This is a genomic window from Leifsonia sp. ALI-44-B, from assembly GCF_001984125.1.
In the GTDB taxonomy this organism is placed as follows: Bacteria; Actinomycetota; Actinomycetes; order Actinomycetales; family Microbacteriaceae; genus Okibacterium.
Genome location: NZ_MTQL01000006.1, coordinates 1159086 through 1183954, shown reverse-complemented (window position 1 = coordinate 1183954; position 24869 = coordinate 1159086). Strand labels below are relative to the sequence as shown.

Below are 24869 nucleotides of genomic sequence, written 5' to 3'. Positions count from 1 at the left end.
CGCGGCGACTAATCGCGGGCGATGGCCAGCATGCGCAGGATCTGCAGGTAGAGCCAGATGACCGTCAGCATGATGCCGAACACGCCGGTCCAACCGTACTTGCGGGGGGCGCGGTTGCGCACACCCTGCTGGATGGCGTCGAAGTCGAGCACGAGCGAGTAGGCGCCCATCAGCACGACGAGGACGCCGAGGATGAGGCCAAGGGGGATGCCGAGGATGGTGACCTCAGAGTCGAGGCCGAAGCCCGAGTCGACCACACCGAATGCCACGAGGCCGACATTGATGAGCGAGTAAACCAGGTAGCCGACCATACCGATCATGAAAATCTTGGTGGCGCGCTTAGAGGCGCGGACCTTACCGCTTGCGAACAGGGCGAGCGTGGCACCGACAACCGCGAGGGTAGCGAGAACGGCCTGGCCGACGATTCCGGGAGACACCATCTCGAAAGTCAGCGAGATCGCGCCGACGAACACGCCCTGCACACCTGCATAGGCGAGAATCAGCGCCGGCGACGGCTCTTTCTTGAAGATGTTGACGAGCGCGAGCACGAAGCCGATGACGCCGGCAACCATGACCACGCCGATGGCGGAGGGGACGGCCGAGACGAGCAGCCAACCGGCCGCCGCGCCCACGAGGAGCACGCCGAAGGCGATGATGCTCTTCATCACGGTGTCTTCGACCGACATGCGGTCGGTCTGCACGGAACCAGCGGCGGGCTGGTTGTACATGTCTTGCAGCTGGTCGGCGGAGACAGGAGGCACGGCGAGCGTCTGCCCGTTAGCGCCCTGGAACGCTCGGTTATTGAAAGCCGGGTTGTTCGATGCAGCCATTTCTGGTTGTCCTTCGTCGTTGGAGCGATGCGTGTGGGGTTTCTCGTGGTGCGAGAGATTCATTCAACAGTAGTAGAGAACGCTGAGAACTGTCCCTTATTCCGGGGGCATCCGGGGCTTCCGACGCCGTCCCCGTAACCGAACTATGCGCCCGAGACTTAAGCTGCCGTGCGGCGACCGTTCGGACGGCGGTGGTTAGCTGGATGGCATGACTGAACGCGAGAAGCACGGCCGCAGCGAACCCCTCGTCATCGGGCATCGGGGCGCCCCGGGGTACCGGCCCGAGCACACGCGCTCGTCCTACGAACTCGCATTCGAGATGGGGGCGGACGCTGTCGAGCCCGACCTCGTGGCCACGCGCGACGGTGTGCTCGTGGTGCGGCACGAGAACGAGATCTCGGGCACGACCGATGTGGCGGAGCATCCGGAATTCGCCGACCGCCGCCGCACGACGACGGTGGATGGCCGCGAGCACACGGGCTTTTTCACCGAGGACTTCGACTGGGCCGAGCTGCAGACGCTGCGTGCGCGCGAACGTCTGCCCCGGGTGCGCCCCGCCAGCGCTGCATTCGACGGAACCGAACCGCTGCTGCGACTCGAGGACCTGCTCGACATCGTGGATGCGGCCTCCGAACGTCGCGGCCGGCAACTCGGTCTGGTGGCCGAAGTCAAACACGCGACCCATTTCGCCTCCATCGGCTTGCCGCTCGACGGTCTCATCGCCGATGCGCTGGCGTCGCTCCCGGCCGAGCACCTCGTCGTCGAATCGTTCGAGGAGACGGTGCTGCGACAGCTGCACGAGCGCGGTCTCGGCGGGCGCGGCGTGTACCTCGTCGAGAAGAAGGGGGCGCCGTTCGATCGGGTCGCCGCCGAGGGGTCTGATGCGCCGAGCTACGCCGAGCAGCTGACATCCGAGAGCCTTGCGGCATTCGGGGCGAGCGCCTGGGTGCAGGGCATCAGCGTCGATAAGAGCCTGCTGCTGGGCGCCGACGGCTCGGAGGAACAGCGCGCCGACGGGGCCGCTCTCGTCAATCTCGCCCACCATTCCGGCCTGGATGTCTTCACCTGGACGCTGCGGCCGGAGAACCGCTTCCTCACCCCGGCGTTCCGGCTGGCGGGCGGCAAGAATGCGTTCGGCGACTGGCGCGGCGAGTTCCGGGCGGTGCTCGAAACGGGCGTCGACGGCATCTTCGTGGACCACCCCGATCTCGGCCGGGAGAGTGTCGGTGGTGCCGCTTAGACTTGGGGGGACATGACGACTGAGAACCCCTCCGACCGCGATTCCGCGACGCCCATCATCCTCGACGGGTGGCCCGTCGCCGAGATCCCTTCGGGCGACGGCGTTTACAGCAACGGGTCTCGCGATGGAGCGAACGGATGGCCAGGCGGCGGTGACGGCGGCGCTCGCGGTGCCGGTGCGACTGCTGGCGGGCCCGGCTGGGGTGGTGCGTCGCGCCTGCTCGACGGGTTGAACCCGCAGCAGCGTGAGGCCGTCGAATACCGCGGCCCGGCGTTGCTCATCGTGGCGGGCGCCGGCTCGGGTAAGACGAGTGTGCTCACCCGCCGCGTGGCCAGCCTGATCGAGAGCCGCGAGGCGTGGCCGAGCCAGATCCTCGCCATCACCTTCACCAACAAGGCCGCCGCCGAGATGCGCGAGCGCGTGGGCGCGCTGCTCGGCCAGGGCGCCGACGGCATGTGGATCTCCACCTTCCACTCGGCGTGTGTGCGCATCCTGCGTAAAGAGGCCGAGAACTTCGGGTTCACGCAGAGCTTCACGATCTACGACTCCGCCGACTCGCGCGTGCTGCTCAAGCGCATCATCAAGGAGCTCGAGGCCGACACGTTCGGGTTCACGCCCGCCAATGCATCCGCGCGCATCTCGAAGCTCAAGAACGAGCTGGCCGACGTCGACAGCTTCGCGCGCATGGTCAACACGTCCGACCCGCAAGAGGCCGTGTTCCTCGCCATCTTCCGCGCCTACACGCGCGCACTGACGGCCGCGAACGCCTTCGACTTCGACGACCTCATCGGGCAGACGGTCTACCTGTTCCGCGCGTTCCCGCATGTCGCCGCCAAGTATCAGCGTCGGTTCCGCCATGTGCTGGTCGACGAATACCAGGACACGAACCACGCCCAGTACTCGCTCATCCGCGAGCTCACGCGCGCCGTTCCCACCGAGATGGTCAACGAGCTCGAGGCCGCGGGCGACCACGTGCGCAACCTGCGCGACGACGAAGGCAAGATCCCGGGCGCCTCGCTGACGGTCGTGGGTGACTCCGACCAATCGATCTACGCCTTCCGCGGGGCCGACATCCGCAACATCACCGAGTTCGAGCGCGACTTCCCGGGTGCCAAGGTGGTGCTGCTCGAGCAGAACTATCGCTCGACCCAGAACATCCTGTCGGCCGCCAACGCCGTCATCGCCAACAACTTCGACCGCAAGGACAAGAAGCTGTGGTCGGCCGGCGGCGACGGCGACAAGATCATCGGCTTCACGGGCTATTCGGGGCACGACGAAGCCCAGTTCGTGGCCGACGAGATTGAGAAGCTGCACGCCGCGGGCATGGCCTACTCCGAGATCGCCGTCTTCTACCGCACCAACGCGCAAACGCGAGCGCTCGAAGAGATCTTCATCCGGTCGGCCCTGCCCTACCGCATCATGGGCGGCACCAAGTTCTACGAGCGCGCCGAGATCAAAGATGCCATGGCCTATCTGGCGGCCGTCGCCAACCCGCTCGACACGCTGGCCATGCGCCGCATCCTCAACACGCCGAAGCGCGGCATCGGGCCCGCCACCGAGACCCAGCTGGCCTCCTTCGCCGAGGCCAACGACATCTCGTTCCGCGAAGCTCTGCGCGACGCGGCCTCGCTCGGCCTCGGGCCCAAGGTTACGCGCGCCATCACGGGCCTGTCCGAGCTGCTCGACGAGGCCAGCGCTCTCGTGGCCGAGGGCAAGGTGTCCGACGTCATCACGCTGCTCATCACCAAGTCGGGTCTCGTCGAGACCCTGCGCTCCAGCCGCGACCCGCAAGACGAGGCACGCGCCGAGAACGTCGAAGAGCTCATCGCCGTGACGAAAGACTTCGAGCGCAACAACCCCGACGGCAACCTCGTCGACTTCCTCACCGAGGTGTCGCTCGTGGCCGCCGCCGACGACCTCGACGACAGCTCCGGCACCGTCTCGCTCATGACGCTGCACACGGCAAAGGGTCTCGAATATGACGCCGTTTTCCTCACGGGCGTCGAAGAAGACCTGCTGCCGCATCGCATGTCGGCCGGCGAGCCGGGCGGCCCGTCCGAAGAGCGCCGGCTGTTCTACGTCGGCATCACGCGCGCCCGCAAGAAGCTGCACATCTCGCTCGCCATGACGCGCGCGCAATACGGCGAGACGTCGGTGGCCATGCCCAGCCGCTACCTGCAAGAGATCCCCGCCGAGCTCATCGAGTGGCGTCAATCGCCCGGCATGGCCAACTCGCGCGGCGGCACCCAGTCGCGGGCACTCAACGCGCAGAAGTCCCGCTGGGGCGACGACTCCGCGCCCGGGTTGCAGGGGTCGTTCAACGGCAAGGCGCTCACCGAGAAGAAGGATTGGCCCAACCGGGTCACCAACCAGGTGCGTGACAACGGCGACCTCGAGCTGCAGAGCGGCGACCGCATCCGGCACACCGACTTCGGCGAGGGGCGCGTGCAACAGGTGACCGGAATCGGCGCCAAACGCATCGCGCACGTGGCCTTCGACTCGGCCGGCGCCAAGAAGCTGCTCATCAAGATCGCGCCGATCGAAAAGATCTAGCGCGCCGGTCGGTTGTGTCGGGCAAGCGCGGCGGGAGGTTGCGCCTGTCGCCGCGATGCGCGGCTCTTGTAGGCTCGGTGGCGACCGGGGGTGGCGTGTCAGAGCGCCGTGACCCCTCGCCGACCATCCGCCGACGATCCGAGGGGTTCCCATGTCGAACGCCAGCCAACGTCCACCCGCTCCCGACCATTCGGTCGATCCGAACACTCCTGCCCTGCAGGTCACCGGGCTCGCCAAAAAATTCGGCGAGAAGATCGCCGTCAACGGCATCAGCCTGACCGTGCCCACCGGGTCGTTCTATGGCCTCGTCGGCCCCAACGGCGCCGGCAAGACCACGACCCTCAGCATGGCCACGGGCCTGCTGCGACCCGACTACGGGCAGGCGTTCGTGCACGGCATCGACATGTGGCAGCACCCCATCGAGGCGAAGCGTCTGCTCGGCATCCTCGCCGACGGCGTCAAACTCTTCGACCGCCTGACGGGCGAGCAGCTCGTCACCTACAACGGGCTGCTCTCCGGTCTCGACCGCGACACCGTAGCCCAGCGCACCCATGATTTGCTCGCGTTGCTCGACCTCGACAAGGCCGGCGGAACACTCGTGGTCGACTACTCGGCCGGTATGACGAAGAAGATCGCCCTCGCATCCGCCCTCGTGCATGCGCCGCGCGTCCTCGTGCTCGACGAGCCGTTCGAATCGGTCGACCCGGTCTCGGCCGCCAACATCCGCGACATCCTCAAGGGGTATGTGCAGAACGGCGGCACCGTGATCGTGTCGAGCCACTCGATGGACCTCGTGCAGCGCATGTGCGACCACGTGGCCGTCGTCGCCGCCGGGCGCGTGCTCGTGGCGGGAACCGTCGACGAGGTGCGCGGCGAATCCACGCTTGAAGACAAGTTCGTCGAACTCGTCGGCGGCCGACACCACGCGGAGGGCCCGGAATGGTTGCGACTCTCGTAAGACTGCGTTTCCTCGTCCTCAAGAACACGCTGTCACGCAGCCCTTGGCAGATCGTCGCCGTCGTCATCGGCGCGCTCTACGGGCTCGGGCTGCTCTTCGGCATCGTCGCGGGCCTCGTCGCGCTGAGCTTCGCGCCCCTCGAGGTCACCACGCAGGTGCTCATCATCGCCGGGTCGGTCCTCGTGCTCGGGTGGGTCATCATCCCGCTCGTCTTCTCGGGTATCGAGCAGACCCTCGAACCGGCGCGGCTCGTGCAGTTCCCGATCCCGCTGCCCAAACTCCTCCTCGGGCTCGGCCTCTCGGGCATTCTGGGCGTGCCCGGCCTCGTCACCACTGTTGCGGCGCTGGCCATCACGATCAGCTGGATCCGCTACCCCGCGGCGGCTATCGCAGCGGCAGTGTGCGGCCTCGTCGGCGCCGTGACCTGCGTGCTGCTGTCGCGCGCCGTCGCCGCGCTCGGGTCGGGACTCGCGTCGAAGCGCCGCTTCCGCGAGGTTTCGGGCACGATCGTGCTCATCCCGCTCATTCTCGCCGGCCCCATCATCATCGGCGTCACGGGCGGCCTGTCGAGCCTCGACTCCGACACGTTCCCGCGCGTCGCCCGCGTGCTCGGCTGGACGCCGCTCGGAGCCCCCTGGGCCGTCCCCGCCGATATCGCCGTGGGCGACTGGCTGCCCGCGCTCGCCAAGTTCGTGATCGCCCTGGCGTTCCTCGCCATCGTCATCGTGATCTGGTACCGCGCCTTCGCCAGCGCACTGGTCAACCCGCCGCAGCAGGCCAACAAGCTGCGCGGCGCGGGCAAGATCGGTCTGTTCGGCGTTCTGCCGGCCACCCCGCGCGGGGCCGTCATGGCTCGGTCACTCACCTATTGGGTGCGTGACCCGCGCTACCTGCGCCAGCTGATCTCGGTGCCGATCCTCTTCGCCGTGTTCTGGCTGGTGTCGTCGTTCAACGAGAACTACATCCTGCTCTACCTGACGGGCCCGTTCATCGCGTTCTCGTTGGCCCTCGTCATCTTCGCCGACATCTCCTATGACGGCACGGCCTTCGCCACCCACCTGGCCAACGGCGTGCGCGGCGTCGACGACCGCTGGGGTCGGGTGGCCGCACTGCTGTCGTTCGGGCTCCCCGCCACGGTGCTCGGCGCCGTCGGGTCGGTGGTCATCTCCAAGGAATGGCCGTTCCTGCCCGCCATCCTCGGCCTCAGCCTCGGACTGCTGTTTTCCGGGATGGCGGTCGTCAGCGTGTCGTCCGCGCGGTTCGTCATCACCGTTCCCGCCGCGGGCGACTCGCCCTTCAAGTCGAACGCGGGCGGCAGCATCGGGCAGGCGGGCATCTCCTTCGCCGTGATGGGGATGCTGCTGCTCTTCACGCTGCCCGAGATCGTCCTCACGATTATCGCGTTCGTCACGGGGGACATCGTCTTCGGTTACGCGACGCTCGCGGTGGGCGTGATTCTCGGACTCGTGCTCATGTTCGTCGGCATCCGTGTCGGCGGCCGCACGCTCGACCGCACGGGCCCCGACCTGCTGGTCAAGCTCAAGCTGCTGAGGAACGGCTGACCCGCAGCCGACGCAGATAGAGATCGCGCGGGGCGGTGCGGATGACCCGGGGCAGGCGTGGCCAGATCGCCCGGGTCATCCGCATCGCCGCGTCGAACCGTCGCTGGCGGCCCCTCGACCAACGGAAGCCGAACGCCTCGCGCAGGCGATCGTCGAGCAGCCCGACGGTGACGAGGCGTGCGAGGGGCATGCCGGCCTTCAACCAGATCGGCCCCCGGCGCGGGTGCAGCAGGTCAGCGGCGACACGTCGGGCCTCGGGCGTGACGGTGAGCTCGGACATCCGCTCGGCCCAATAGACCTGGAAAGCCGCGCGATCGGTCGGCCACGCGCCCTCGGGAACCTGCAGGGCCGTGCCGAGAACGGCATAGCCCTGATAGACGCGCTCGGCGTCGGCGGGCGAGAGCGGCTCGAAGATGCGCTCGAACATTTGGATGGCGGTGTCGTAGAGCGTGGCGGCGACCCACAGCTGCGCATCCGCATCGAAGGCGTTGTAGGCGACCGTGTGGGGGCCGCCGGCGGTGTGCGAAGACGTCGGCGACTCGTCGCGACCGGGCGTCTCGGCCTCGTGAGAGCCACGACGCGGCGGCGGATCGCTATGGACCGGCCCGTGCGCGTGGTTGACCCGCCGCGCCGTCTCGCGCCGCTCCTCCTCGCTGCCGAACACCTGCGCGTAAACGAATGACAGGGTGCCGTTCAGGCGGTCGAGCGGCCGTTCGCTGAAGTTGGAGTGCGCGGCCACGGCGACGCCGATGCGGGGGTCGGCGATCTGCAACAGGATGGCGCGGCCACCGCCCGCGATGAGCACACCCTCGCGCGCGACATCCCCCAAATCGGTCATGGCGTGCACCATATCGTGGCCAGCTTGGAGGCCCCTGCCACAACCCGACCGCCGCACGGGAGTAGAGTCGGGGGAGGCAATTTCTCTCGACGTCGAGCAAACCTCGGCCGGAGAACGCCGCATACACTCACACAGATAGAGGCGGGGTTAGGAACCGAACGTGGATCTTTACGAGTACCAGGCACGAGACCTATTCGAGAAGTACGAGGTGCCGGTGCTACCCGGTATCGTCGCCGAGACGCCCGAGGAGGTGCGCGCCGCCGCCGAGAAGCTGGGCGGTGTCGTCGTCGTCAAGGCCCAGGTGAAGACCGGAGGCCGCGGCAAGGCCGGCGGCGTCAAGGTGGCGAAGACGCCCGACGAGGCAGAGGAAGCGGCGAAGGCCATCCTCGGACTCGACATCAAGGGCCACGTCGTCAAGCGCGTCATGGTGGCCGGCGGCGCCCGCATCGCCCAGGAGTTCTACTTCTCGGTGCTGCTCGACCGCGCAAACCGCTCCTACCTGTCGCTCACGAGCGTCGAGGGCGGCATGGAGATCGAGGTGCTCGCCGTCGAGAAGCCCGAGGCGCTCGCGCGCATCGAGGTCGACCCGATCGCCGGAATCGACATCGCCAAGGCCCGCGAGATCGCCGAAGCCGCGAACTTCCCGGCCGAACTTGTCGACAAGGTGGCCGACGTCTTCGTCAAGCTCTACGCCGTCTACACCGGTGAAGACGCGACGCTCGTCGAGGTCAACCCGCTCGTACTCACCGAAGAGGGCGACATCATCGCGCTCGACGGCAAGGTCTCGCTCGACGAGAACGCCTCGTTCCGTCACGCCGACCACGCGGCCCTCGAAGACACGGCGGCAGAAGACCCGCTCGAGCTGAAGGCCAAGGAGAACGACCTCAACTACGTCAAGCTCGACGGTGAGGTCGGAATCATCGGAAACGGTGCCGGACTCGTCATGTCCACGCTCGACGTCGTCGCCTACGCCGGCGAAGCCCACGGGGGCGTCAAGCCCGCCAACTTCCTCGACATCGGCGGCGGAGCCTCGGCAGCCGTCATGGCCGCCGGCCTCGACGTCATCCTCGGTGACTCGCAGGTCAAGAGCGTCTTCGTCAACGTCTTCGGCGGCATCACGGCGTGCGACGCCGTGGCCAACGGAATCGTCGACGCCCTCGGCATCCTGGGCGACACCGCCACCAAGCCGCTCGTCGTGCGACTCGACGGCAACAAGGTCGAGGAGGGCCGCGCCATCCTGCAGGCCGCGAACCACCCCCTCATCACCCTCGCCGCCACCATGGACGAGGGCGCCGACAAGGCCGCCGAACTGGCTTCCCGCTAAAGCGCGGAAAGGACTAAGGAAAAAAGCATGTCAATCTTCCTCAACAAGGATTCGAAGGTCATCGTCCAGGGCATCACCGGCGGCGAGGGCACCAAGCACACGGCCCTCATGCTGAAGGCCGGCACCCAGGTCGTCGGTGGCGTCAATGCCCGCAAGGCCGGCACCACCGTCACGCACGAGGGTGGCGTCGAGCTGCCCGTGTTCGGCACCGTAGCCGAGGCCATCGAGAAGACCGGCGCCGACGTGTCGATCGCTTTCGTGCCGCCCGCCTTCACCAAGGATGCGGTCATCGAGGCCATCGACGCCGAGATCCCGTTGCTCGTCATCATCACCGAGGGTGTTCCCATCGGTGACTCGGCCGAGTTCTGGGCCTACGCCAAGGAGAAGGGCTCGAAGACGCGCATCATCGGCCCGAACTGCCCCGGCATCATCACGCCCGGTGAGTCGCTCGTGGGCATCACGCCCGCGAACATCACGGGCAAGGGCCCCATCGGGCTCGTCTCGAAGTCGGGCACGCTGACCTACCAAATGATGTACGAGCTGCGCGAGATCGGTTTCTCTACGGCCATCGGCATCGGCGGCGACCCCATCATCGGCACGACGCACATCGACGCGCTCGCCGCGTTCGAGGCCGACCCCGAGACCAAGGCCATCGTCATGATCGGCGAGATCGGTGGCGACGCCGAAGAGCGCGCCGCCGACTTCATCAAGGCCAACGTCACGAAGCCCGTCGTGGGCTACGTCGCGGGCTTCACGGCTCCCGAGGGCAAGACCATGGGCCACGCCGGCGCCATCGTGTCGGGCTCGGCTGGAACGGCTCAGGCTAAGAAGGAAGCCCTCGAGGCTGCGGGTGTCAAGGTCGGCAAGACGCCGTCCGAGACCGCCAACCTCATGCGCGACATCATCGCGTCACTCTAACCCGCGCTCAGCGCACGCACGACAGAAGGCCCGCCCGGTTCGCCGGTGCGGGCCTTCTGCGTTTGCAAAGGAAGGTCGGTCGGCGTCCCGCCCCTGGTTAGAGCGTGCGAGGCGCGATAAGGTGCCTTATAGGAGGTGAGTATGAAGAAAGCCATTGAAGAGGGGCTTCGAGTCGAGCTGGCGTCGGCGGCCAAGCGTCGGGCCGATGCATCCGCCGACCTGAGGTTCGCCGTGTTGCGCGCCTCGACGTGGGGACTATCGCAGCGCGAGATCGCATCCATTCTCGGTGTGAGTCAGCCCGCGGTGTCCCAGATGCTCGGAACAGTGCGCCGCACGTCGCTGGGCCAGGGCCCGATCGGACGACATGTCCTCGAGTATCGCGACGACATCGTTCGCATTGCGCGCGAGCACGGTGCCAGCAGGCTGCGGGTCTTCGGTTCCGTTGCGCGCGGTGAAGACACCGAGGGCAGTGACCTCGATCTTCTCGTCGACATGCGCGCCGGAACTGGCATGTTAGCGATCGCGCGCCTGGGAGACGATCTAAGCGACCTGCTCTGTGTGCCGGTCGATATCGTTCCCGAGCACCAAGTGAAGGCCGAGGCGCTCGAGGCTCTTCTCGCGTCGGCGGTCGTGCTGTGAAGAGGACCGACGCTGATCACCTCGACGATGCGCTCACGCATCTGCAAGTGCTCCACGAGCACCTGCTGCTCACAGAAGCTCACGACCAGGTGGTTCTGGATGCCGCAGCCCTGCGTCTCTAGCGCAAACAGAACGCCGGGCATCGTCGTGGAAGATCCGCGGCCGACACCCGGCGTTCTACGTGCGCGGACGGGCTAGTGCGCGACGACCGGCTCGGCGGCCGCCGGAGCGGTGCCCTCGGGGTTGTGCAGCGAGACGCCGTGGCCGCGACGGCGGAACAGCAGGGCCGACAGGATCGCTCCGACGAGGAAGAAGCCCGCGCCCCAGAAGTAGGCCGTCGAGTAGCTGTGCACGGCCGCATCGGCGAGCACCTCGGGCGAGGCGGGCAGGTTCGAGGCCACGAAGTCGGTGGCCGCGGTTGCCGCGAGCGTGTTGAGGAGCGCCGTGCCGATCGACCCGCCGACCTGCTGGCTCGTGTTCACCATGGCCGAGGCGACGCCGGCGAACTGGCGGTCGACTCCGAGGGTCGCGGTCTGCATGGACGCCGGCATGATCGAACCCATCGCGAAACCGAGCACCATGAGCGCGGGCAGCACATCGGCCGCATAGCTGCTGTCGAGGGTGAGGCGCGTGAGGAGCAGCATCCCCGTCATGCCGAGGAGCATGCCGAACGGGACCATGACCTTGGGGCCGAAGCGCGGCACGAAGATATTGGTCGAGAGCTGCGCGGCGAGAACGAGCATGCCGATCATGGGCAGGAACGATAGGCCGGTCTGGATGGGGGAGTAGCCGAGCGACGCCTGCAGGTAGTAGGTGACGAACAGGAAGATTCCGAACATGCCCGCGCCGGCGATGAGCACCGACGCGTAGGCGGCCCCGCGGTTGCGATCGAGCACGATCGACAGCGGCAAGAGCGGATGCGCGGCGCGACGCTGCCAGAACACGAAGGCGACGAGCAGCACGACGCTCGCGGCGAGCATGCCCCACGTGGCCGGGGAGTCCCAGCCGTCGGTCTCGGCATTCGAGAAGCCGTAGACGAGCGTGAAGAGGGCACCAGATACGAGGATGGTTCCCGGAACGTCGAGCTTCGGCCGCGCGCCTTCGCGCTTCGGCGAGGAGACGAAGATGACGGCGCCGATGATGGCGATGATGGCGATGAAGACGTTGATGTAGAGGTTCCAGCGCCAGTCGAGCTTCTCGGTGAGGAAGCCGCCGAGCAGCAGGCCGACCGCGCCACCCGCACCGGCGATGGCGCCGAAGACGCCGAATGCGCGGGCGCGTTCCTTGGGGATCGTGAACGTCGTGGTGAGCACGGCGAGGGCCGTCGGGGCGAGCAGTGCGCCGAAGGCACCCTGCAGGGCCCGGGCGGCGACCAGCAGGCCGAAGCTGTCGGCGGCACCACCCAGCGCGGAGGCGAGGGCGAAGCCGATGAGGCCGATGATGAAGGCGCGCTTGCGACCGATGAGGTCGGAGAGGCGGCCGCCCAGCAGCAGGAGGCTGCCGAAGGCGAGGGAGTAGGCGGTGATGACCCATTGGCGGTCGCCGTTGGAGAAGCCGAGGTCGGCCTGCGCGGCGGGCAGTGCGATGTTGACGACGGTGGCGTCGAGAACGACCATGAGCTGCGCGATGGCGACGGCGGTCAACGTCCACCACCGGCGGGATGACGCGGCGGCAGCGGTTGCCGCGATAACGGGTGAAGCGGAGGAAGTCTGTGGCATGTCGAGAACTATATACGGAACCGGCCAGTTTCGGATACGATCAGTTCTATATTTAACCCTTCGCTAACATGGGATGAACCCGTCGAGGCCCGAAAACACGAGGAGGCCGCCGCAATGACGCAGGTCGAATCCCCCAAACTGGGGCGCAAGCGCGATCACTCGCGCGACCCCGAAATCCTCGACGCGGCACTCGAGGTGCTCGCCGAATGCGGCTACGACGGCATGACCGTGGAGATGGTGGCCGCCCGCGCCAAGGCCGGCAAGGCCACGCTCTACCGCCGCTGGGCTTCGAAGAACGAACTCGTGATCGACGCCGTCGCGTGCATGAAACGCGCCGACCTCGAGCACCTGCCCGATACCGGCACGCTGCGCGGCGACCTCGTGGGTCTCATCAAACCGCGCACGATCGAAGAGGCCGAGAAGAAGCTGCAGATCATGGCGGGGCTCTCGTCGATGCTTTCGAAGTCGCCCGAGCTCGCGCAGGCGATTGAGCAGGCCATCATCCGCCCGCGCGCCGAGGCCAACAAGACGCTCCTGCGGCGGGCCATCGAGCGTGGCGAGATCGCGAGCGACTGCGACCTCGAGACGCTCGCCCTCATCACCCCCGCCATGACCGCGTATCGCGTGCTCGTGTTGCAAAAACCCGTCGACCGCCCGTTCCTCCTCTCCATCATCGACGGCGTGCTGCTGCCGGCCGTGGGCATCCGCGTTGATTCTTTCGAACGGACGCCAGCGGGCTGAGTCATCGAAGCGCTACCGTGTGCTCAGCGCCCGGTAGGAGACCGCGTGCCCGATCGAGAAGGGCAGCATGATGACGGAGTCGGAAAGCGCCCAAAGCGTGCGGATTGCCCGTCTCGAGGCCGAGAACGCGAGGCTTCGGCAACGTGAACGCGTGACGACCGGGAAATCCGACACGCCGAAGACGGGTCGAGTCGCGCGGCTTTTCTCTCAGCTCCTCTCAGCCATGCTCATCGTCGTGGCCGCCGTGCTCGCGCCCGTGAGTATCGCCGCGAGCTGGGCGGTCACAGAACTCACGGACACGCAGTCTTTCGTCGAAACCTTCGGTCCCCTCGTGGACGAACCGGCGGTGCAAGATGCCGTGATCCGTGAAACCGAGGCGGCCATCAGCGAGGCGCTCGACGTCGAGGCCCTCACCGACGACCTCTTCGACGGGATCGAGAGTCTGGGTGTGCCGCCGAAGGCCGCTGCCGCCCTCGACCTGCTGCGCGACCCGGCTGCGGCCGGTGTGACCTCGGCCATCGACCGTGTGGTGGAGAAGGTCGTCCGCTCGGACGCGTTTTCGACCGTGTGGAACGAAGCCCTCACGCGGACCCACCGTCAACTGACCCTGAGTCTCGAGGGTGACCCGGATGCGGTCGTCGAGATCGGAGCCGACCCGCGGGGTGACATCGGCGTGCAGCTCGGGCCGATCGTGGACCGGGTGAAGGCGGCCCTGGTTGCCGACGGTTTTACGCTGGCCGAACGGATTCCCTCCATCGACCGCACCATCGTGATCGCCGACACGTCGCAGGCGGCCGGTGTGCAGACGCTCTATACGCTCGTCGTCGCGGTGGGGCCGTGGCTGCCCGCGATCGCGCTGGTGGCTGCCGCCGGAGGGGTCCTCCTGGCACGCAACAAGCGTCGTGCCGCCATCGCCGCGGCCATCGCCGTCGCGGCCACGGGCATGGCGCTCGGCGTTGCGCTCGCGATCTCGAGGCCGCTCCTGCGCCGCGCGGCCCGCGCCGACGGCTTCCCGGGGGACGCGCTCGAGGTGGTCTTCGACCACGCGACGGCGGGCCTGTTCGCGCTCGTGAGTAGTGTCGTGGTGATCGGTGTGGCGAGCGCGGTGGCCGTGTGGCTCGGCGGCCCCGGCCGGGCACCTCGGGTGTTGCGTGCGGGCGCACGGGACGCGGCATCCGCGGTGCGCGGTTTCGGCGAGGCGCACGGCGTGACCACGGGCGCCTTCGGAGCACGTCTGGCCCGTGTCATCGGTCTGCTCCGCTGGGTCGTCCTCTTGGTTGCGGCTGCGATCGTTCTCCTGGTTCGACCGATCGATGTGGCGGACATGGCCTGGATCGCGATCGGGGCCCTCGTGCTGCTGTTCGTGCTCGAAGTGCTTCAGCGCCCGGCCCACAACACCCCGGCCGGGCAGCCTGTCGAGGAAGCGGGCTGAGGGTAGGCTCCAAGTCGGATGAACCGCTCACAGACTGCCACTCTCGCCGCCCTCGAGACCCTCATCGCCATCGCCATCGGCGTGGCGATCCCGCTCGTACCCCTGTCGCTCCTGTGGGCGATACAGGACGGTTTCGCGACCGACTGGCTTGTTTTCTGGCGGGCCGCCGTGGACATCTGGTTGGCGGGTAACGGCGTCGACATCCGGGCGACCGCGGATGCCGCGACCATCGCCCAGGTCGGCGTGGCACAAGCCGCGCAACCCTTCTTCGTGACCATCGCGCCCCTCGCCTTCGCGCTCTTCTCGGTTCTCGCAGCCGTGCGCATCGGCCGTCGGGCGGCCGAGACCCGTTACTGGCAGTCGGGCGTCGCGGGTTCGCTCGTGGCGGCGCTCGTGTTATCGGCGCTCCTCACGTTCTCGGCGTTGTCCGATCAGTTGCGGCCGTCGATCCTGCAGGGCATCGTGTTGCCGCCGCTCGTCATCGCCGTGGGGCTCGCGATCGGAGTCATCCGCCACCGGGTCGCGTCTGCCCCCTCGAGCGCGTCTGGCTCGGCCGTTTCTGCCAAAGCGTCCGGGACACGTTCGGGCGCTGCCGCCCGCGGGTCGTCGTCCGGCCTCGGCGAACGCATAGCCGACCGCTTCAGCGACACCCAACTGGCCATCCTGCGCGCCGGCTTCACGGGCGCCACAGCCGTGGTCGCCGCCATCCTCGCCGTGGCCAGCGTGCTGCTCGCGCTCACGATCTTCGCCAACTTCGGCACCATCACCACGCTTTACGAGAGCACGCAGCTGGGCGTGACGGGCGGCATCGCCGTCACCCTCGGCCAGCTGGCGTTCATGCCCAACCTCGTCATCTGGGTGGCCTCGTGGCTCGTGGGCCCCGGTTTCGCGCTGGGCGCCGGCACGAGCGTCTCACCCGTCAACACGGTCGTCGGCCCGCTGCCCGCCTTCCCGATCCTCGGCGCCGTGCCCACCGCCGACCTCCTGTTCGGCTTCGTCGGCATCCTTGTGCCCTTGCTCGCCGGCTTCTTCGCCGCCATGCTCGTGCGCGAACGACTGACGGATGCCGCCACTCCCGCCCACGCCAACCGCACCCTTGCCGCGGGCGCCGTCGCTATCGGGCTCATCTCCGCGCTCATCTTCGCCGTGCTCGCGTCGCTGTCGGGCGGAGCGATCGGGCCGGGACGCCTGGCCGAGGTCGGCCCGAACCCGCTCTGGGTGGCGCTCTTCGTCTTCGTCGAGGTGACGATCGCGGCGCTCATCGGCATGCTGGCGAGCGGGCACTCCGACGATCACCATGACGCCGCTTCGGCATCCACCACATCCGGTCGCTCGCGCCTGACCGAGCGGGAATCGGGTTCTCGCTCAAAACGGTAGGCTGTTCGGGTGCTCTCCGTGGTTGTGCTCATCTCCGGCACCGGTTCCAATCTTCGCGCCCTCCTCGAGGCGTCGAGCGATGACGCGTTCCCCGCTCGCGTGATCGCGGTCGGTGCCGATCGCGAGGCCGACGGTCTGGCCCACGCCGAGGCTTTCGGCATCCCCACCTTCACGGTGCCGTATTCGTCGTTCGACTCGCGCGCCGAATGGGGCGAGGCGCTGCTCGAGCAGATCCGCGTGTGGCAGCCAGACCTCGTCGTGCTCTCGGGCCTCATGCGCCTGCTGCCCGCCGGGGTCGTCGACGCCCTCGCGCCGCACCTCATCAACACGCACCCCGCCTACCTGCCCGAGTTCCCCGGCGCCCACGGCGTGCGCGATGCGCTCGCGGCCGGCGTGGAGCAGACGGGTGCGAGCATCATCGTCGTCGCGAACGGTGTCGACGACGGCCCCATCATCGTGCAGGAGCGCGTCCCCGTCCTGCCGGGCGACACCGAACACGCGCTGCACGAGCGCATCAAACCGGTCGAGCGCCGACTGCTCGTCGACACGGTGCGCAGCATCGCCACCGGCGACGTCGACCTCGCCGCCCTCTAACCCCACGGGCCGCGACCTGCGGCCGGCACACCCCAACCGAGGAGATCAGATCCCATGTCCGGCCCGAGCCACGACAAGAGCCTGTACCGCGAACGCGACATCGTCCCCATCACCCGTGCCCTCCTCTCGGTCAGCGACAAACGCGACCTGCTGACGCTCGCCGAGGCCCTCGCGGGTGCCGGCGTCGAGATCGTGTCGACCGGCAGCACGGCCCAGACCATCCGCGACGCCGGTTTCCCCGTCACCGATGTCGCCCAGGTCACGGGTTTCCCCGAGTCGCTCGACGGCCGCGTCAAGACGCTGCACCCGGCCGTGCACTCCGGCCTCCTCGCCGACCTGCGCCTCGAATCACACGAAGAGCAACTGGCCGAGCTCGGCATCTCCCCGTTCCAGCTCGTGGTCGTCAACCTGTACCCGTTCGTCGAGACCGTCGCCTCGGGTGCCCAGGGCGACGACGTCATCGAACAGATCGACATCGGCGGCCCCGCCATGGTGCGTGCCTCGGCCAAGAACCACGCCAACGTCGCGATCGTCGTGTCGCCCGACGCCTACCCGGGCGTCATCGAGGCCGTCGCGGCCGGGGGCACCTCGCTCGCCCAACGTCGCGCGCTCGCCCGTGAGGCCTTCCAGCACACGGCCTCCTACGACACGGCCGTTGCCGCGTGGTTCGTCGACAACAATGGCGCTTCGAACGACGGCGCTTCAAACGATGCAGGGCCGGATGCCGCAGCCCCCGCATCCGCCGACGCCTTCCCCGCGACCGTCACGCTCGGCGGCGACCTGCAGCAGACGCTGCGTTACGGCGAGAACTCGCACCAGAAGGCCGCGCTCTACGCGCGCCCCGACGGACACGGCATCGCCCAGGCCACGCAGCTGCACGGCAAGGAGATGAGCTACAACAACTTCGTCGACGCCGACGCCGCCGTGCGCGCCGCCTACGACTTCATCTACCCGGCCGTCGCCATCATCAAACACGCCAACCCGTGCGGCATCGCGGTCGCGAAGCCCAAGGCCCCCGACGCCATCGCCTCGGCCCACCAGCGCGCGCACGAATGCGATCCCGTGTCGGCTTTCGGCGGCGTGATCGCAGCCAACCGCATCGTCACGTTGAAGATGGCCGAGACGGTCAAAGAGATCTTCACAGAGGTGCTCGTCGCCCCGGGCTTCGAAGACGCCGCGCTCGACGTGCTGAAGACCAAGAAGAACCTGCGCCTGCTGCAGCTGCCAGAGGGCTTCCAGCGCGAAGACACCGAAGTGCGCCAGATCTCGGGCGGCCTGCTCGTGCAGGACACCGACCGCTTCGCCGCCGTCGACCCCGCCGTCACGGCCGCATCCTGGACCCTCGCCACGGGCGAACCCGCCGACGAAGAAACGATCGTCGACCTCGTGTTCGCGTGGAAGGCCTGCCGGGCGGTCAAGTCCAACGGAATCCTGTTGGCGCACAACGGCGCGTCCGTCGGCGTGGGCATGGGCCAGGTCAACCGCGTCGACTCGTGCCAGCTGGCGGTGACGCGAGCGGGTGACCGTGCGGCCGGTTCGGTGGCGGCATCCGACGCCTTCTTCCCCTTCGCCGACGGCCTGCAGGTTCTGCTGGATGCCGGTGTGAAGGCCGTCGTGCAGCCCGGCGGTTCGGTGCGCGACGAAGAGGTCATCCAGGCCGCTCAGGCCGCGGGCATCACCATGTACTTCACGGGGGAGCGCCACTTCTTCCACTGAGTCGGAGCGTGGCGCTGCTGCACGATCGAGGCCGCGCCACGCCCGACCTGTCCGCCGAGCCGGCGGTCCACAGTTTCGTCATAGACATCACCCCTAGGGTGTGAGTCATGTCTGTTACCTGGGGCCGCCGGCTCGTCGCATCTCTGTTGGCCGCTCTCACGGTTGCTGTCGGGGTGCACGTCGCCACGGTGTTCGCGTTCTTCTTCTCGAACCAGTTCACGTCGGCCATCATCGGCTCGGCCAACAGCTACTTCTCGATCGCGAGCCTCATCGGCTTCGTGATCATCTTCGCGCTGGCGCTCGTGGGCGGGCTGCGGGTCTGGTTCACGGCCGTTCCGGCTGGGCTCGTGGCCGGCATCATCGCGGGCATCATCGGCCTCTTGATCCCCATCCTGCAGGGCGGCCAGGTGCTCGACGGCAGCGTCGTTGCCTACCTGTTCGGCACCCTGCTGGGGGTCAACACCATCTTCATCCTGCTCTACATCGTTTTCGCGGCCACGCTCGGGCGCCTCGTCTACAACGCCGTGCTGCGGCGCGGGGCGTCGGCGCGGGCGAACGACCGGCGCATCGCGATCGTGCGCATGCCGGCATCCACGTACGACGACGGCGTGGTCACCCACCTCGAACGCGTGCCGGTCGACAGCGACAAGGTCGACGAGCAGTGGGATGCCTACGTCAAGGCGTTCGAGGCCAACGGCTGGACCACCTCCGAGCTGCCGTTCGCCGACGGCCTGCCGGATTCGGTGTTCGTCGAGGACGTCGTCGCGCTGTTCGGCGACCTGGCGGTCATCACGCGCCCGGCCCTCGAGTCGCGCGCCCCCGAGGTCGAGGGTATCGAGGCCAACCTGCGCGACTTCGGCCTGCGGGTGCAGCGCATCGAGGCGCCGGGAACACTCGAGGGTGGCGACATCCTCACGGCGGGCGAGACCGTGTATGTCGGCCGCTCTGATCGCACCAACGCCGAGGGTGTGCGCCAGCTGCGCGCCCTGCTCGCCCCGCTGGGTTACGTCGTCGTCGCCGTTCCCGTCACCAAGGTGCTGCACCTGAAGACGGCCGTTACGGCTCTGCCCGACGGCACCGTCATCGGCTACGAGCCGCTCGTCGACGATGTGCGCCTCTTCGACCGTTTCCGCGCCGTGCCCGAGCCCGAGGGATCGGCCGTCGTGGTCCTCAGTGACGACACCGTGCTACTGTCGGCCGCCGCGCCGCAGACGGCCGCGCTCATCGAAGACCTCGGCTTCACGGTCGTGCGCGTCGACATCAGCGAATTCGAGAAGCGCGAGGGCTGCGTCACGTGCCTGTCCGTGCGGGTGCGCTGACCCGTTCACCGACCGTTCACACACCTTTTCCGGCCGATTGTGCCGGATTGCTTGCCCCGGGCTTCTCTTTACTCATATTCTGTAGGGCTGTCCGCGGTTATTTCGTCCCCTCTTCGCGAGGGCCTCGAAAATACCGCGCACGCTGACGACGAATACGAAACCAGGAGGAGCGTCATGACGATTACACGCATTCACGGAGCCGGCTTCAGCGCCGCGCGCAATGCGGTCTCGGCGTTCCTCGTGGCTGTTGAGCCGCGCCGGAAGCCCGCGACCGACCGCGCGTCCGCCCACAACCCGGTGACCGCCGACTAAACCACTCGGTTCGCTGCCCGTCCGGCCGCCGGCCACCGCATCGTCGGGGTTCGGTTCGTTCGGCGTCGCCATCAGCGCCCCGAGCGCTCACCCATCCACATCCGTCGCCGCTCGAGAACTATTGCGCCCGACCCCGGAGTTACAGACTCACGGGGCGACAGCATCCGTCTCGCCCACCGCGCCGACACGCCTCGCCGCCCGACAGCGGCACCCGCACCACGCATAGAAGAGTTGACAACGAATGTCTCGAAACGCGAACGAACAACGTCCGCCCTCCCACAAGTCCGACCTGAACACGGCGCAGGCGCTCTGGCGCATGTACCCCTACGTGAAGTCCGCCGTGCCCCGCATCGTGCTGGGAATGGTGGCCGCTCTCATCGCCGGAGTCGTGGCCCTCGGCATCCCGCTCATCCTGGAGCGCCTCGTCGACGGCCCGCTGTCGACGGGTGATTCGGCCCAGATCTGGCCCGCCGTGCTGCTCGTGCTGGCGCTCGGCGTGGTCGAGGCCATCATGATCGCGCTGCGGCGCTGGTTCGTGCTCACACCCGGCACGCATGTCGAGGCCAAGATGCGCAACGCGCTCTACGCCAAGCTGCAAGACCTGCCGGTTTCGTTCCACGACCGCTGGCAGTCCGGGCAGCTGCTGTCGCGTGCCGTGAGTGACCTCGGCCTCATCCGCCGCTGGTTGTCGTTCGGCATCGTGCTGCTCGTGGTCAACACCGTCACGATCCTCATCGGCGCCGCCGTGCTGTTCTACTGGAACTGGCTGCTGGGCCTCATCTTCCTGGTCATGGCCGTTCCCATCTGGATCTACGGGTTCGTCTTTGAGAAGAAGTACTCCGAGATCGCGCGCCGCAGCCAGGATCAGGCGGGCGACCTGGCCACGGCCGTCGAGGAGAGCGTGCACGGCATCCGCGTGCTCAAGGCTTTCGGTCGCGGGCGTTATGCGCTGAAGAACTTCGAGGCTCAGGCCGAAGACCTGCGGGGCACCGAGATCGCCAAGGCCAAGGCCATCGCGGGCATCTGGCTGTGGCTGCTGCTGCTTCCGGATGTCGCGTTCGCGCTGTGTCTGCTGGGCGGCATCTGGTTGGCGTCCACCGATCAGATCACCGTCGGACAGCTGTTCGCGTTCTTCGCCACGGCCACGGTGCTGCGCTTCCCGATCGAGTCGATCGGCTTCCTGCTGTCGATGACGTTCGACACGCGCACCGCCACCGACCGGTTCTTCGAGGTCATGGATGCTCCCAACGCAATCACCGACCCCGAGCATCCCCTCACCGTGGCCGAGCCGCGCGGCGAGCTGCGTTTCGACAACGTGCACTTCCGCTACCAGGATTCGCCCGAGCGTTTCGGCGACCTCATCGACGGCGTCGATCTCACCATCACGCCCGGTGAGACCATGGCGCTCGTGGGGTTGACGGGCTGCGGCAAGTCGACGCTCACGGCCCTCACGACGCGTCTCTACGACGTCACCGGGGGAGCGGTCCGCGTGGATGGCGTCGACGTGCGCGATCTGACGCGCGAGGAGTTGCGCACCCACATCGCCATGGCCTTCGAGGACGCCACCCTGTTCTCGGCGACCGTGCGCGAGAACGTGCTGCTCGGCCGCGCCGACCTCGACCCGCGTTCGCCCGAGGCCGACCGCGTGCTGGCCGAGGCGCTCGACATCGCGCAGGCGGCGTTCGTGCACAACCTGCCCGACGGCGTCGACACGACCGTTGGTGAGGAGGGGCTCAGCCTCTCGGGCGGCCAGCGTCAGCGCCTCGCCCTGGCCCGAGCGGTGGCGGCGGCGCCGTCGATCCTCGTGCTCGACGACCCGCTCTCGGCGTTGGATGTCGACACCGAGGCGCTCGTCGAGGCGGCCCTGCGCCGCGTCCTCTCGTCCACGACCGCGCTCATCGTGGCCCACCGCCCCTCGACCGTGACGCTCGCCGACCGCGTGGCGCTCATGCAGGAGGGACGCATCGTGGCCGTCGGAACGCACTCCGAGCTGCTGGCCACCAACGAGCACTACCGCTTCGTCATCTCGAGCCTCGAGGACGAAGAGAAGCGCGAGGCGGCCGAGCGCCGACGTGTGGGGGCGGCAGAGTCGAACGCGGACGCCGACGACACGCGCACCGAGGGTGACGCCGAGCGCGACATCCAGATCACCGAGGCGGTGCGGCAGGGGCTCGACGACACGCACCCCGATCGCGACCGCGACGACAGAAGCAACACCGGAATGGAGGTCAACCGATGAGCCAGACATCTGTCTCGGGTGTGACCGGCGAAGAGCGTGACGATTTCACGCGCGCCGAATCGAAGTCCATCCGGCGACGGTCGACGCGCCTGCTCGGCTCGCTGCTGTCGCCGCTGAAAGCTCAAGTGGCCCTCACGATGGTGGTGGTCGCGATCTCGACCGCCGCCCAGGTGGCCGGCCCCGCGCTGATCGCCTTCGGCATCGACCGCGCGCTGCCCGCCGTGCTCGACCAGGACTGGATGCCCGCCATCCTGACCGTTGCCGCCTACCTCGTCACGGGTGTCATCGGCGCGCTGCTCATGGCGTGGTACACGGTGCTCGCGGCGCGCGTCAGCCAGGCGATCTTGATCGACCTGCGCAAACGCGTGTTCCTGCAGACGCAGAAGCTGAGCCTGGAGTTCCACGAGAGCTACACGTCGGGTCGCATCATCTCGCGCCAGACGAGCGATCTCGACTCCATCCGCGAGCTGCTCGACTCGGGCATCAACCAGCTCGTCTCGGGCATCCTCTACAGCCTGTTCACGGGTATCGCGCTGTTCCTGCTCGACTGGACCAGCGGCCTCGTGCTGCTCGGTGCGCTCGTGCCGCTGTTCATCCTCACGCGCTGGTTCCAGGTGCGCTCGCAGAAGCTGTTCCGGCAGTCGCGCGTGGCCTCGGCCAAGCTCATCGTGCAGTTCGTCGAGACCATGACGGGCATCCGTGCCGTGAAGGCGTTCCGCAAGGAGCGTCGCAACGAGAAGGAGTTCGGCGGGCTCGTCGAGAACTACCGCGATGTGAACGCGCGCGTCATCCAGCTGTTCGGCGTGTTCGACCCGGGTCTCATCCTGATCGGCAACGTGACGGTCGCGGCCGTGTTGCTCGTCGGCGGTTTCCGGGTGGTCGACGGTCAGCTCGCGATCGGTGCGCTGCTCGCGGCCGTGCTCTATGCGCGACGGTTCTTCGACCCCATGGAAGACATGGCCATGTTCTACAACTCCTATCAGTCGGCCTCGGCCGCACTCGAGAAGATCTCGGGTGTGCTCGAGGAAAAGCCCACCGTGCCCGACCCCGAGAAGCCCGTCGACCTGTGGTCGGCGCGCGGGCACGTGCGGTTCGAGGATGTGCGCTTCGCCTACAACGAGGACGCGGTCGTGTTGCCCGACTTCACGCTCGACCTGCCGGCCGGCCAGACGATCGCGCTCGTGGGTTCGACGGGTGCCGGCAAGTCGACGCTCGCCAAGCTCATCTCGCGCTTCTACGACCCGTCGGCCGGGCGCGTGACGCTCGACGACGTCGACCTGAGGATGCTGCACCCCAAAGACCTGCGACGAGCGATCGTCATGGTCACCCAGGAGGCGTACCTCTTCTCGGGTTCGGTGGCCGACAACATCGCCATCGGCAAACCGGATGCCTCGCGCGAGGAGATCGAGCGCGCGGCCCGGGCGGTCGGTGCCGACGAGTTCATCCGCTCGCTCCCGAACGGGTATGACACCGATGTGAACAAGCGCGGCGGGCGCGTCTCGGCTGGGCAGCGTCAGCTGATCTCGTTCGCGCGTGCGTTCCTGGCCGACCCTCAGGTGCTCATCTTGGACGAGGCCACGGCGTCGCTCGACATCCCGTCGGAGCGGCTCGTGCAGGAGGCGCTGCAGACGCTGCTGGCCGATCGCACGGCCGTCATCATCGCGCACCGCCTGTCGACGGTCGCGATCGCCGATCGCGTGCTCGTCATGGAGCACGGGCGCATCGTCGAGGACGGCACGCCCGGCGATCTGATCGCCGGCACCGGCCGGTTCTCGCAGCTGCACGCGGCCTGGCGCGACTCGTTGGTCTAGCACCAGGGTCGTCTCGAAACGACAGAAGCGGTTCGCCGACCTTCGGGTTGGCGAACCGCTTCTGTGTTGGAGGCTGGGGCGAGAGAGCCGACGCATGTCCTGTGCGGTGTCGACAGTCCGCCGGACCGGGTGTGGGCAGTCGGAGGAATCAGTAGCCGGGGGAGCGGGTGGTCTGCGCCTCGCCGCCGCCCGACTTCAGGGATGCTCCCGCCGACGTGTCGGTGCCCGTGAAGGCGTAGACCGTGCCGCCGTCGGCGAAGGCCGTCCAACGGTCGCCGCACAGGTATGCGGTTTCGGGCAGTGTCTGCGGCCACCACGAGTCTTCGAGGGCGGGCACGGGAACGGTGTTGGCTGGCTTGCAGAGTTGGTCGAGGCTCTGGGCCGTCGTAAACATGAGGAGCGCTGCCGAGCCGTCGTGGCGGTAGGTGAGGCGCACACGCGAGGCGTCGTCGGGCAGCCAGTCGGAGGAGAGGGTCTTTGCGGTCTCGGTCTTCTCGAACGTCGCGGCGGTCTCATAGAGGCCGCGGCCGACGGGGTTGCCGAGGGTGGCGAAGGCATCGAGGGTTCCGCAGCCCGTCAGGGCGACGAGTGCGATGCCGGCGGCCGCGGTTGTCGCGGTGAGGCGGCCGATGCGGCGCGAGCGCGCGGCGCGGATGCGGGAGGGGTGGCGTGTTCGTGAAATGCTGCGGCTGCTGTGGGGCATGGGACTTTCCTCGGTCGACGGTAGAACCAGTCAATCGCGGGGGCC

21 protein-coding genes are annotated in these 24869 nt (G+C 67.9%); 17 read left to right on the top strand and 4 right to left on the bottom strand.

The window, feature by feature from the left end; translation table 11 throughout:
• Nucleotides 1–8: 8 nt before the first annotated feature.
• On the bottom strand, nt 9–830 hold the full coding sequence (locus ALI44B_RS06480; protein WP_077053799.1) for a Bax inhibitor-1/YccA family protein: 822 nt from the start codon (nt 828–830) through the stop codon (nt 9–11).
• A 208-nt stretch (nt 831–1038) separates the two neighbouring features.
• Between ALI44B_RS06480 and ALI44B_RS06475 the strand changes: the two genes are divergently transcribed.
• The 4 genes from ALI44B_RS06475 to ALI44B_RS06460 all read left to right on the top strand — a co-directional run bounded on the left by ALI44B_RS06475 (nt 1039) and on the right by ALI44B_RS06460 (nt 7143).
• Entirely contained in the window at nt 1039–2070 is a 1032-nt protein-coding gene (locus tag ALI44B_RS06475) for a glycerophosphodiester phosphodiesterase family protein (RefSeq protein ID WP_077053798.1), read from the top strand.
• Between the two features lie 12 nt (nt 2071–2082).
• Complete coding sequence (locus ALI44B_RS06470) at nt 2083–4623, top strand: ATP-dependent helicase (protein ID WP_077053797.1); 2541 nt, start codon at nt 2083–2085, stop codon at nt 4621–4623.
• Between the two features lie 151 nt (nt 4624–4774).
• Nucleotides 4775–5581, top strand: a complete 807-nt coding sequence (locus ALI44B_RS06465) for an ABC transporter ATP-binding protein (protein ID WP_077053796.1) — start codon at nt 4775–4777, stop codon at nt 5579–5581.
• On the top strand, nt 5563–7143 hold the full coding sequence (locus tag ALI44B_RS06460; protein WP_077053795.1) for a transporter: 1581 nt from the start codon (nt 5563–5565) through the stop codon (nt 7141–7143). The genes ALI44B_RS06465 and ALI44B_RS06460 overlap by 19 nt, the downstream gene beginning before the upstream one ends.
• Here ALI44B_RS06460 and ALI44B_RS06455 read toward each other — a convergent pair.
• Entirely contained in the window at nt 7121–7981 is an 861-nt protein-coding gene (locus tag ALI44B_RS06455) for an oxygenase MpaB family protein (RefSeq protein ID WP_238592098.1), read from the bottom strand. The two genes, ALI44B_RS06460 and ALI44B_RS06455, sit on opposite strands and share 23 nt — an antisense overlap.
• A gap of 160 nt (nt 7982–8141) precedes the next feature.
• Here ALI44B_RS06455 and sucC point away from each other — a divergent pair, with 160 nt between their 5' ends.
• From sucC to ALI44B_RS16510, 4 genes are all read left to right on the top strand, one after another.
• Complete coding sequence (gene sucC / locus ALI44B_RS06450; RefSeq protein ID WP_077053793.1) at nt 8142–9305, top strand: ADP-forming succinate--CoA ligase subunit beta; 1164 nt, start codon at nt 8142–8144, stop codon at nt 9303–9305.
• 27 nt (nt 9306–9332) lie between these two features.
• Nucleotides 9333–10223 carry a succinate--CoA ligase subunit alpha gene (gene sucD, locus ALI44B_RS06445; RefSeq protein ID WP_077053792.1) on the top strand — a complete coding sequence of 297 codons (891 nt, stop codon included), beginning with the start codon at nt 9333–9335 and terminating at the stop codon, nt 10221–10223.
• A gap of 141 nt (nt 10224–10364) precedes the next feature.
• Nucleotides 10365–10862 carry a nucleotidyltransferase domain-containing protein gene (locus ALI44B_RS06440; protein WP_083709609.1) on the top strand — a complete coding sequence of 166 codons (498 nt, stop codon included), beginning with the start codon at nt 10365–10367 and terminating at the stop codon, nt 10860–10862.
• Nucleotides 10859–10984, top strand: a complete 126-nt coding sequence (locus ALI44B_RS16510) for a hypothetical protein (protein ID WP_286140736.1) — start codon at nt 10859–10861, stop codon at nt 10982–10984. Before ALI44B_RS06440 ends, ALI44B_RS16510 begins: the two co-directional genes overlap by 4 nt.
• 72 nt (nt 10985–11056) lie before the next feature.
• Here ALI44B_RS16510 and ALI44B_RS06435 read toward each other — a convergent pair whose 3' ends face one another.
• On the bottom strand, nt 11057–12580 hold the full coding sequence (locus ALI44B_RS06435; protein WP_077053791.1) for an MFS transporter: 1524 nt from the start codon (nt 12578–12580) through the stop codon (nt 11057–11059).
• Nucleotides 12581–12694: 114 nt separating this feature from the next.
• Here ALI44B_RS06435 and ALI44B_RS06430 point away from each other — a divergent pair, with 114 nt between their 5' ends.
• The 9 genes from ALI44B_RS06430 to ALI44B_RS06395 all read left to right on the top strand — a co-directional run bounded on the left by ALI44B_RS06430 (nt 12695) and on the right by ALI44B_RS06395 (nt 24121).
• On the top strand, nt 12695–13321 hold the full coding sequence (locus ALI44B_RS06430) for a TetR/AcrR family transcriptional regulator (protein ID WP_077053790.1): 627 nt from the start codon (nt 12695–12697) through the stop codon (nt 13319–13321).
• 151 nt (nt 13322–13472) lie between these two features.
• A complete protein-coding gene (locus ALI44B_RS06425) occupies nt 13473–14753 on the top strand; it encodes a hypothetical protein (protein WP_143459014.1) in 1281 nt (426 codons plus the stop codon).
• 18 nt (nt 14754–14771) lie between these two features.
• Nucleotides 14772–16130 carry a cell division protein PerM gene (locus ALI44B_RS06420; protein ID WP_077053788.1) on the top strand — a complete coding sequence of 453 codons (1359 nt, stop codon included), beginning with the start codon at nt 14772–14774 and terminating at the stop codon, nt 16128–16130.
• 9 nt (nt 16131–16139) lie between these two features.
• On the top strand, nt 16140–16724 hold the full coding sequence (gene purN, locus ALI44B_RS06415; protein ID WP_077053787.1) for a phosphoribosylglycinamide formyltransferase: 585 nt from the start codon (nt 16140–16142) through the stop codon (nt 16722–16724).
• A gap of 54 nt (nt 16725–16778) precedes the next feature.
• A complete protein-coding gene (gene purH / locus ALI44B_RS06410) occupies nt 16779–18440 on the top strand; it encodes a bifunctional phosphoribosylaminoimidazolecarboxamide formyltransferase/IMP cyclohydrolase (RefSeq protein WP_077053786.1) in 1662 nt (553 codons plus the stop codon).
• A 107-nt stretch (nt 18441–18547) separates the two neighbouring features.
• Complete coding sequence (gene ddaH / locus ALI44B_RS16505; protein WP_077053785.1) at nt 18548–19759, top strand: dimethylargininase; 1212 nt, start codon at nt 18548–18550, stop codon at nt 19757–19759.
• 174 nt (nt 19760–19933) lie between these two features.
• Nucleotides 19934–20071 carry a hypothetical protein gene (locus tag ALI44B_RS16125; protein WP_179100215.1) on the top strand — a complete coding sequence of 46 codons (138 nt, stop codon included), beginning with the start codon at nt 19934–19936 and terminating at the stop codon, nt 20069–20071.
• 241 nt (nt 20072–20312) lie between these two features.
• Nucleotides 20313–22310: an ABC transporter ATP-binding protein gene (locus tag ALI44B_RS06400; RefSeq protein ID WP_083709608.1), complete on the top strand. Its 1998-nt coding sequence runs from the start codon at nt 20313–20315 to the stop codon at nt 22308–22310.
• Entirely contained in the window at nt 22307–24121 is a 1815-nt protein-coding gene (locus tag ALI44B_RS06395; RefSeq protein ID WP_077053784.1) for an ABC transporter ATP-binding protein, read from the top strand. Before ALI44B_RS06400 ends, ALI44B_RS06395 begins: the two co-directional genes overlap by 4 nt.
• Before the next feature lie 148 nt (nt 24122–24269).
• Here the strand turns inward: ALI44B_RS06395 and ALI44B_RS16120 are convergent, their stop codons facing one another.
• The gene (locus ALI44B_RS16120) at nt 24270–24824 is read right to left on the bottom strand and encodes a hypothetical protein (protein ID WP_077053783.1); all 555 of its coding nucleotides are present in this window, start codon (nt 24822–24824) and stop codon (nt 24270–24272) included.
• Nucleotides 24825–24869 lie beyond the last annotated feature (45 nt).

What these genes read in the sequence shown, in the direction of transcription:
- ALI44B_RS06480 (WP_077053799.1), bottom strand. Translation starts at nt 830, where the DNA reads ATGGCTGCATCGAACAACCCGGCTTTCAATAACCGAGCGTTCCAGGGC.
- ALI44B_RS06475 (WP_077053798.1), top strand. Translation starts at nt 1,039, where the DNA reads ATGACTGAACGCGAGAAGCACGGCCGCAGCGAACCCCTCGTCATCGGG.
- ALI44B_RS06470 (WP_077053797.1), top strand. Translation starts at nt 2,083, where the DNA reads ATGACGACTGAGAACCCCTCCGACCGCGATTCCGCGACGCCCATCATC.
- ALI44B_RS06465 (WP_077053796.1), top strand. Translation starts at nt 4,775, where the DNA reads ATGTCGAACGCCAGCCAACGTCCACCCGCTCCCGACCATTCGGTCGAT.
- ALI44B_RS06460 (WP_077053795.1), top strand. Translation starts at nt 5,563, where the DNA reads ATGGTTGCGACTCTCGTAAGACTGCGTTTCCTCGTCCTCAAGAACACG.
- ALI44B_RS06455 (WP_238592098.1), bottom strand. Translation starts at nt 7,981, where the DNA reads ATGACCGATTTGGGGGATGTCGCGCGCGAGGGTGTGCTCATCGCGGGC.
- sucD (WP_077053792.1), top strand. Translation starts at nt 9,333, where the DNA reads ATGTCAATCTTCCTCAACAAGGATTCGAAGGTCATCGTCCAGGGCATC.
- ALI44B_RS06440 (WP_083709609.1), top strand. Translation starts at nt 10,365, where the DNA reads ATGAAGAAAGCCATTGAAGAGGGGCTTCGAGTCGAGCTGGCGTCGGCG.
- ALI44B_RS06435 (WP_077053791.1), bottom strand. Translation starts at nt 12,580, where the DNA reads ATGCCACAGACTTCCTCCGCTTCACCCGTTATCGCGGCAACCGCTGCC.
- ALI44B_RS06430 (WP_077053790.1), top strand. Translation starts at nt 12,695, where the DNA reads ATGACGCAGGTCGAATCCCCCAAACTGGGGCGCAAGCGCGATCACTCG.
- ALI44B_RS06420 (WP_077053788.1), top strand. Translation starts at nt 14,772, where the DNA reads ATGAACCGCTCACAGACTGCCACTCTCGCCGCCCTCGAGACCCTCATC.
- purH (WP_077053786.1), top strand. Translation starts at nt 16,779, where the DNA reads ATGTCCGGCCCGAGCCACGACAAGAGCCTGTACCGCGAACGCGACATC.
- ddaH (WP_077053785.1), top strand. Translation starts at nt 18,548, where the DNA reads ATGTCTGTTACCTGGGGCCGCCGGCTCGTCGCATCTCTGTTGGCCGCT.
- ALI44B_RS16125 (WP_179100215.1), top strand. Translation starts at nt 19,934, where the DNA reads ATGACGATTACACGCATTCACGGAGCCGGCTTCAGCGCCGCGCGCAAT.
- ALI44B_RS06400 (WP_083709608.1), top strand. Translation starts at nt 20,313, where the DNA reads ATGTCTCGAAACGCGAACGAACAACGTCCGCCCTCCCACAAGTCCGAC.
- ALI44B_RS06395 (WP_077053784.1), top strand. Translation starts at nt 22,307, where the DNA reads ATGAGCCAGACATCTGTCTCGGGTGTGACCGGCGAAGAGCGTGACGAT.
- ALI44B_RS16120 (WP_077053783.1), bottom strand. Translation starts at nt 24,824, where the DNA reads ATGCCCCACAGCAGCCGCAGCATTTCACGAACACGCCACCCCTCCCGC.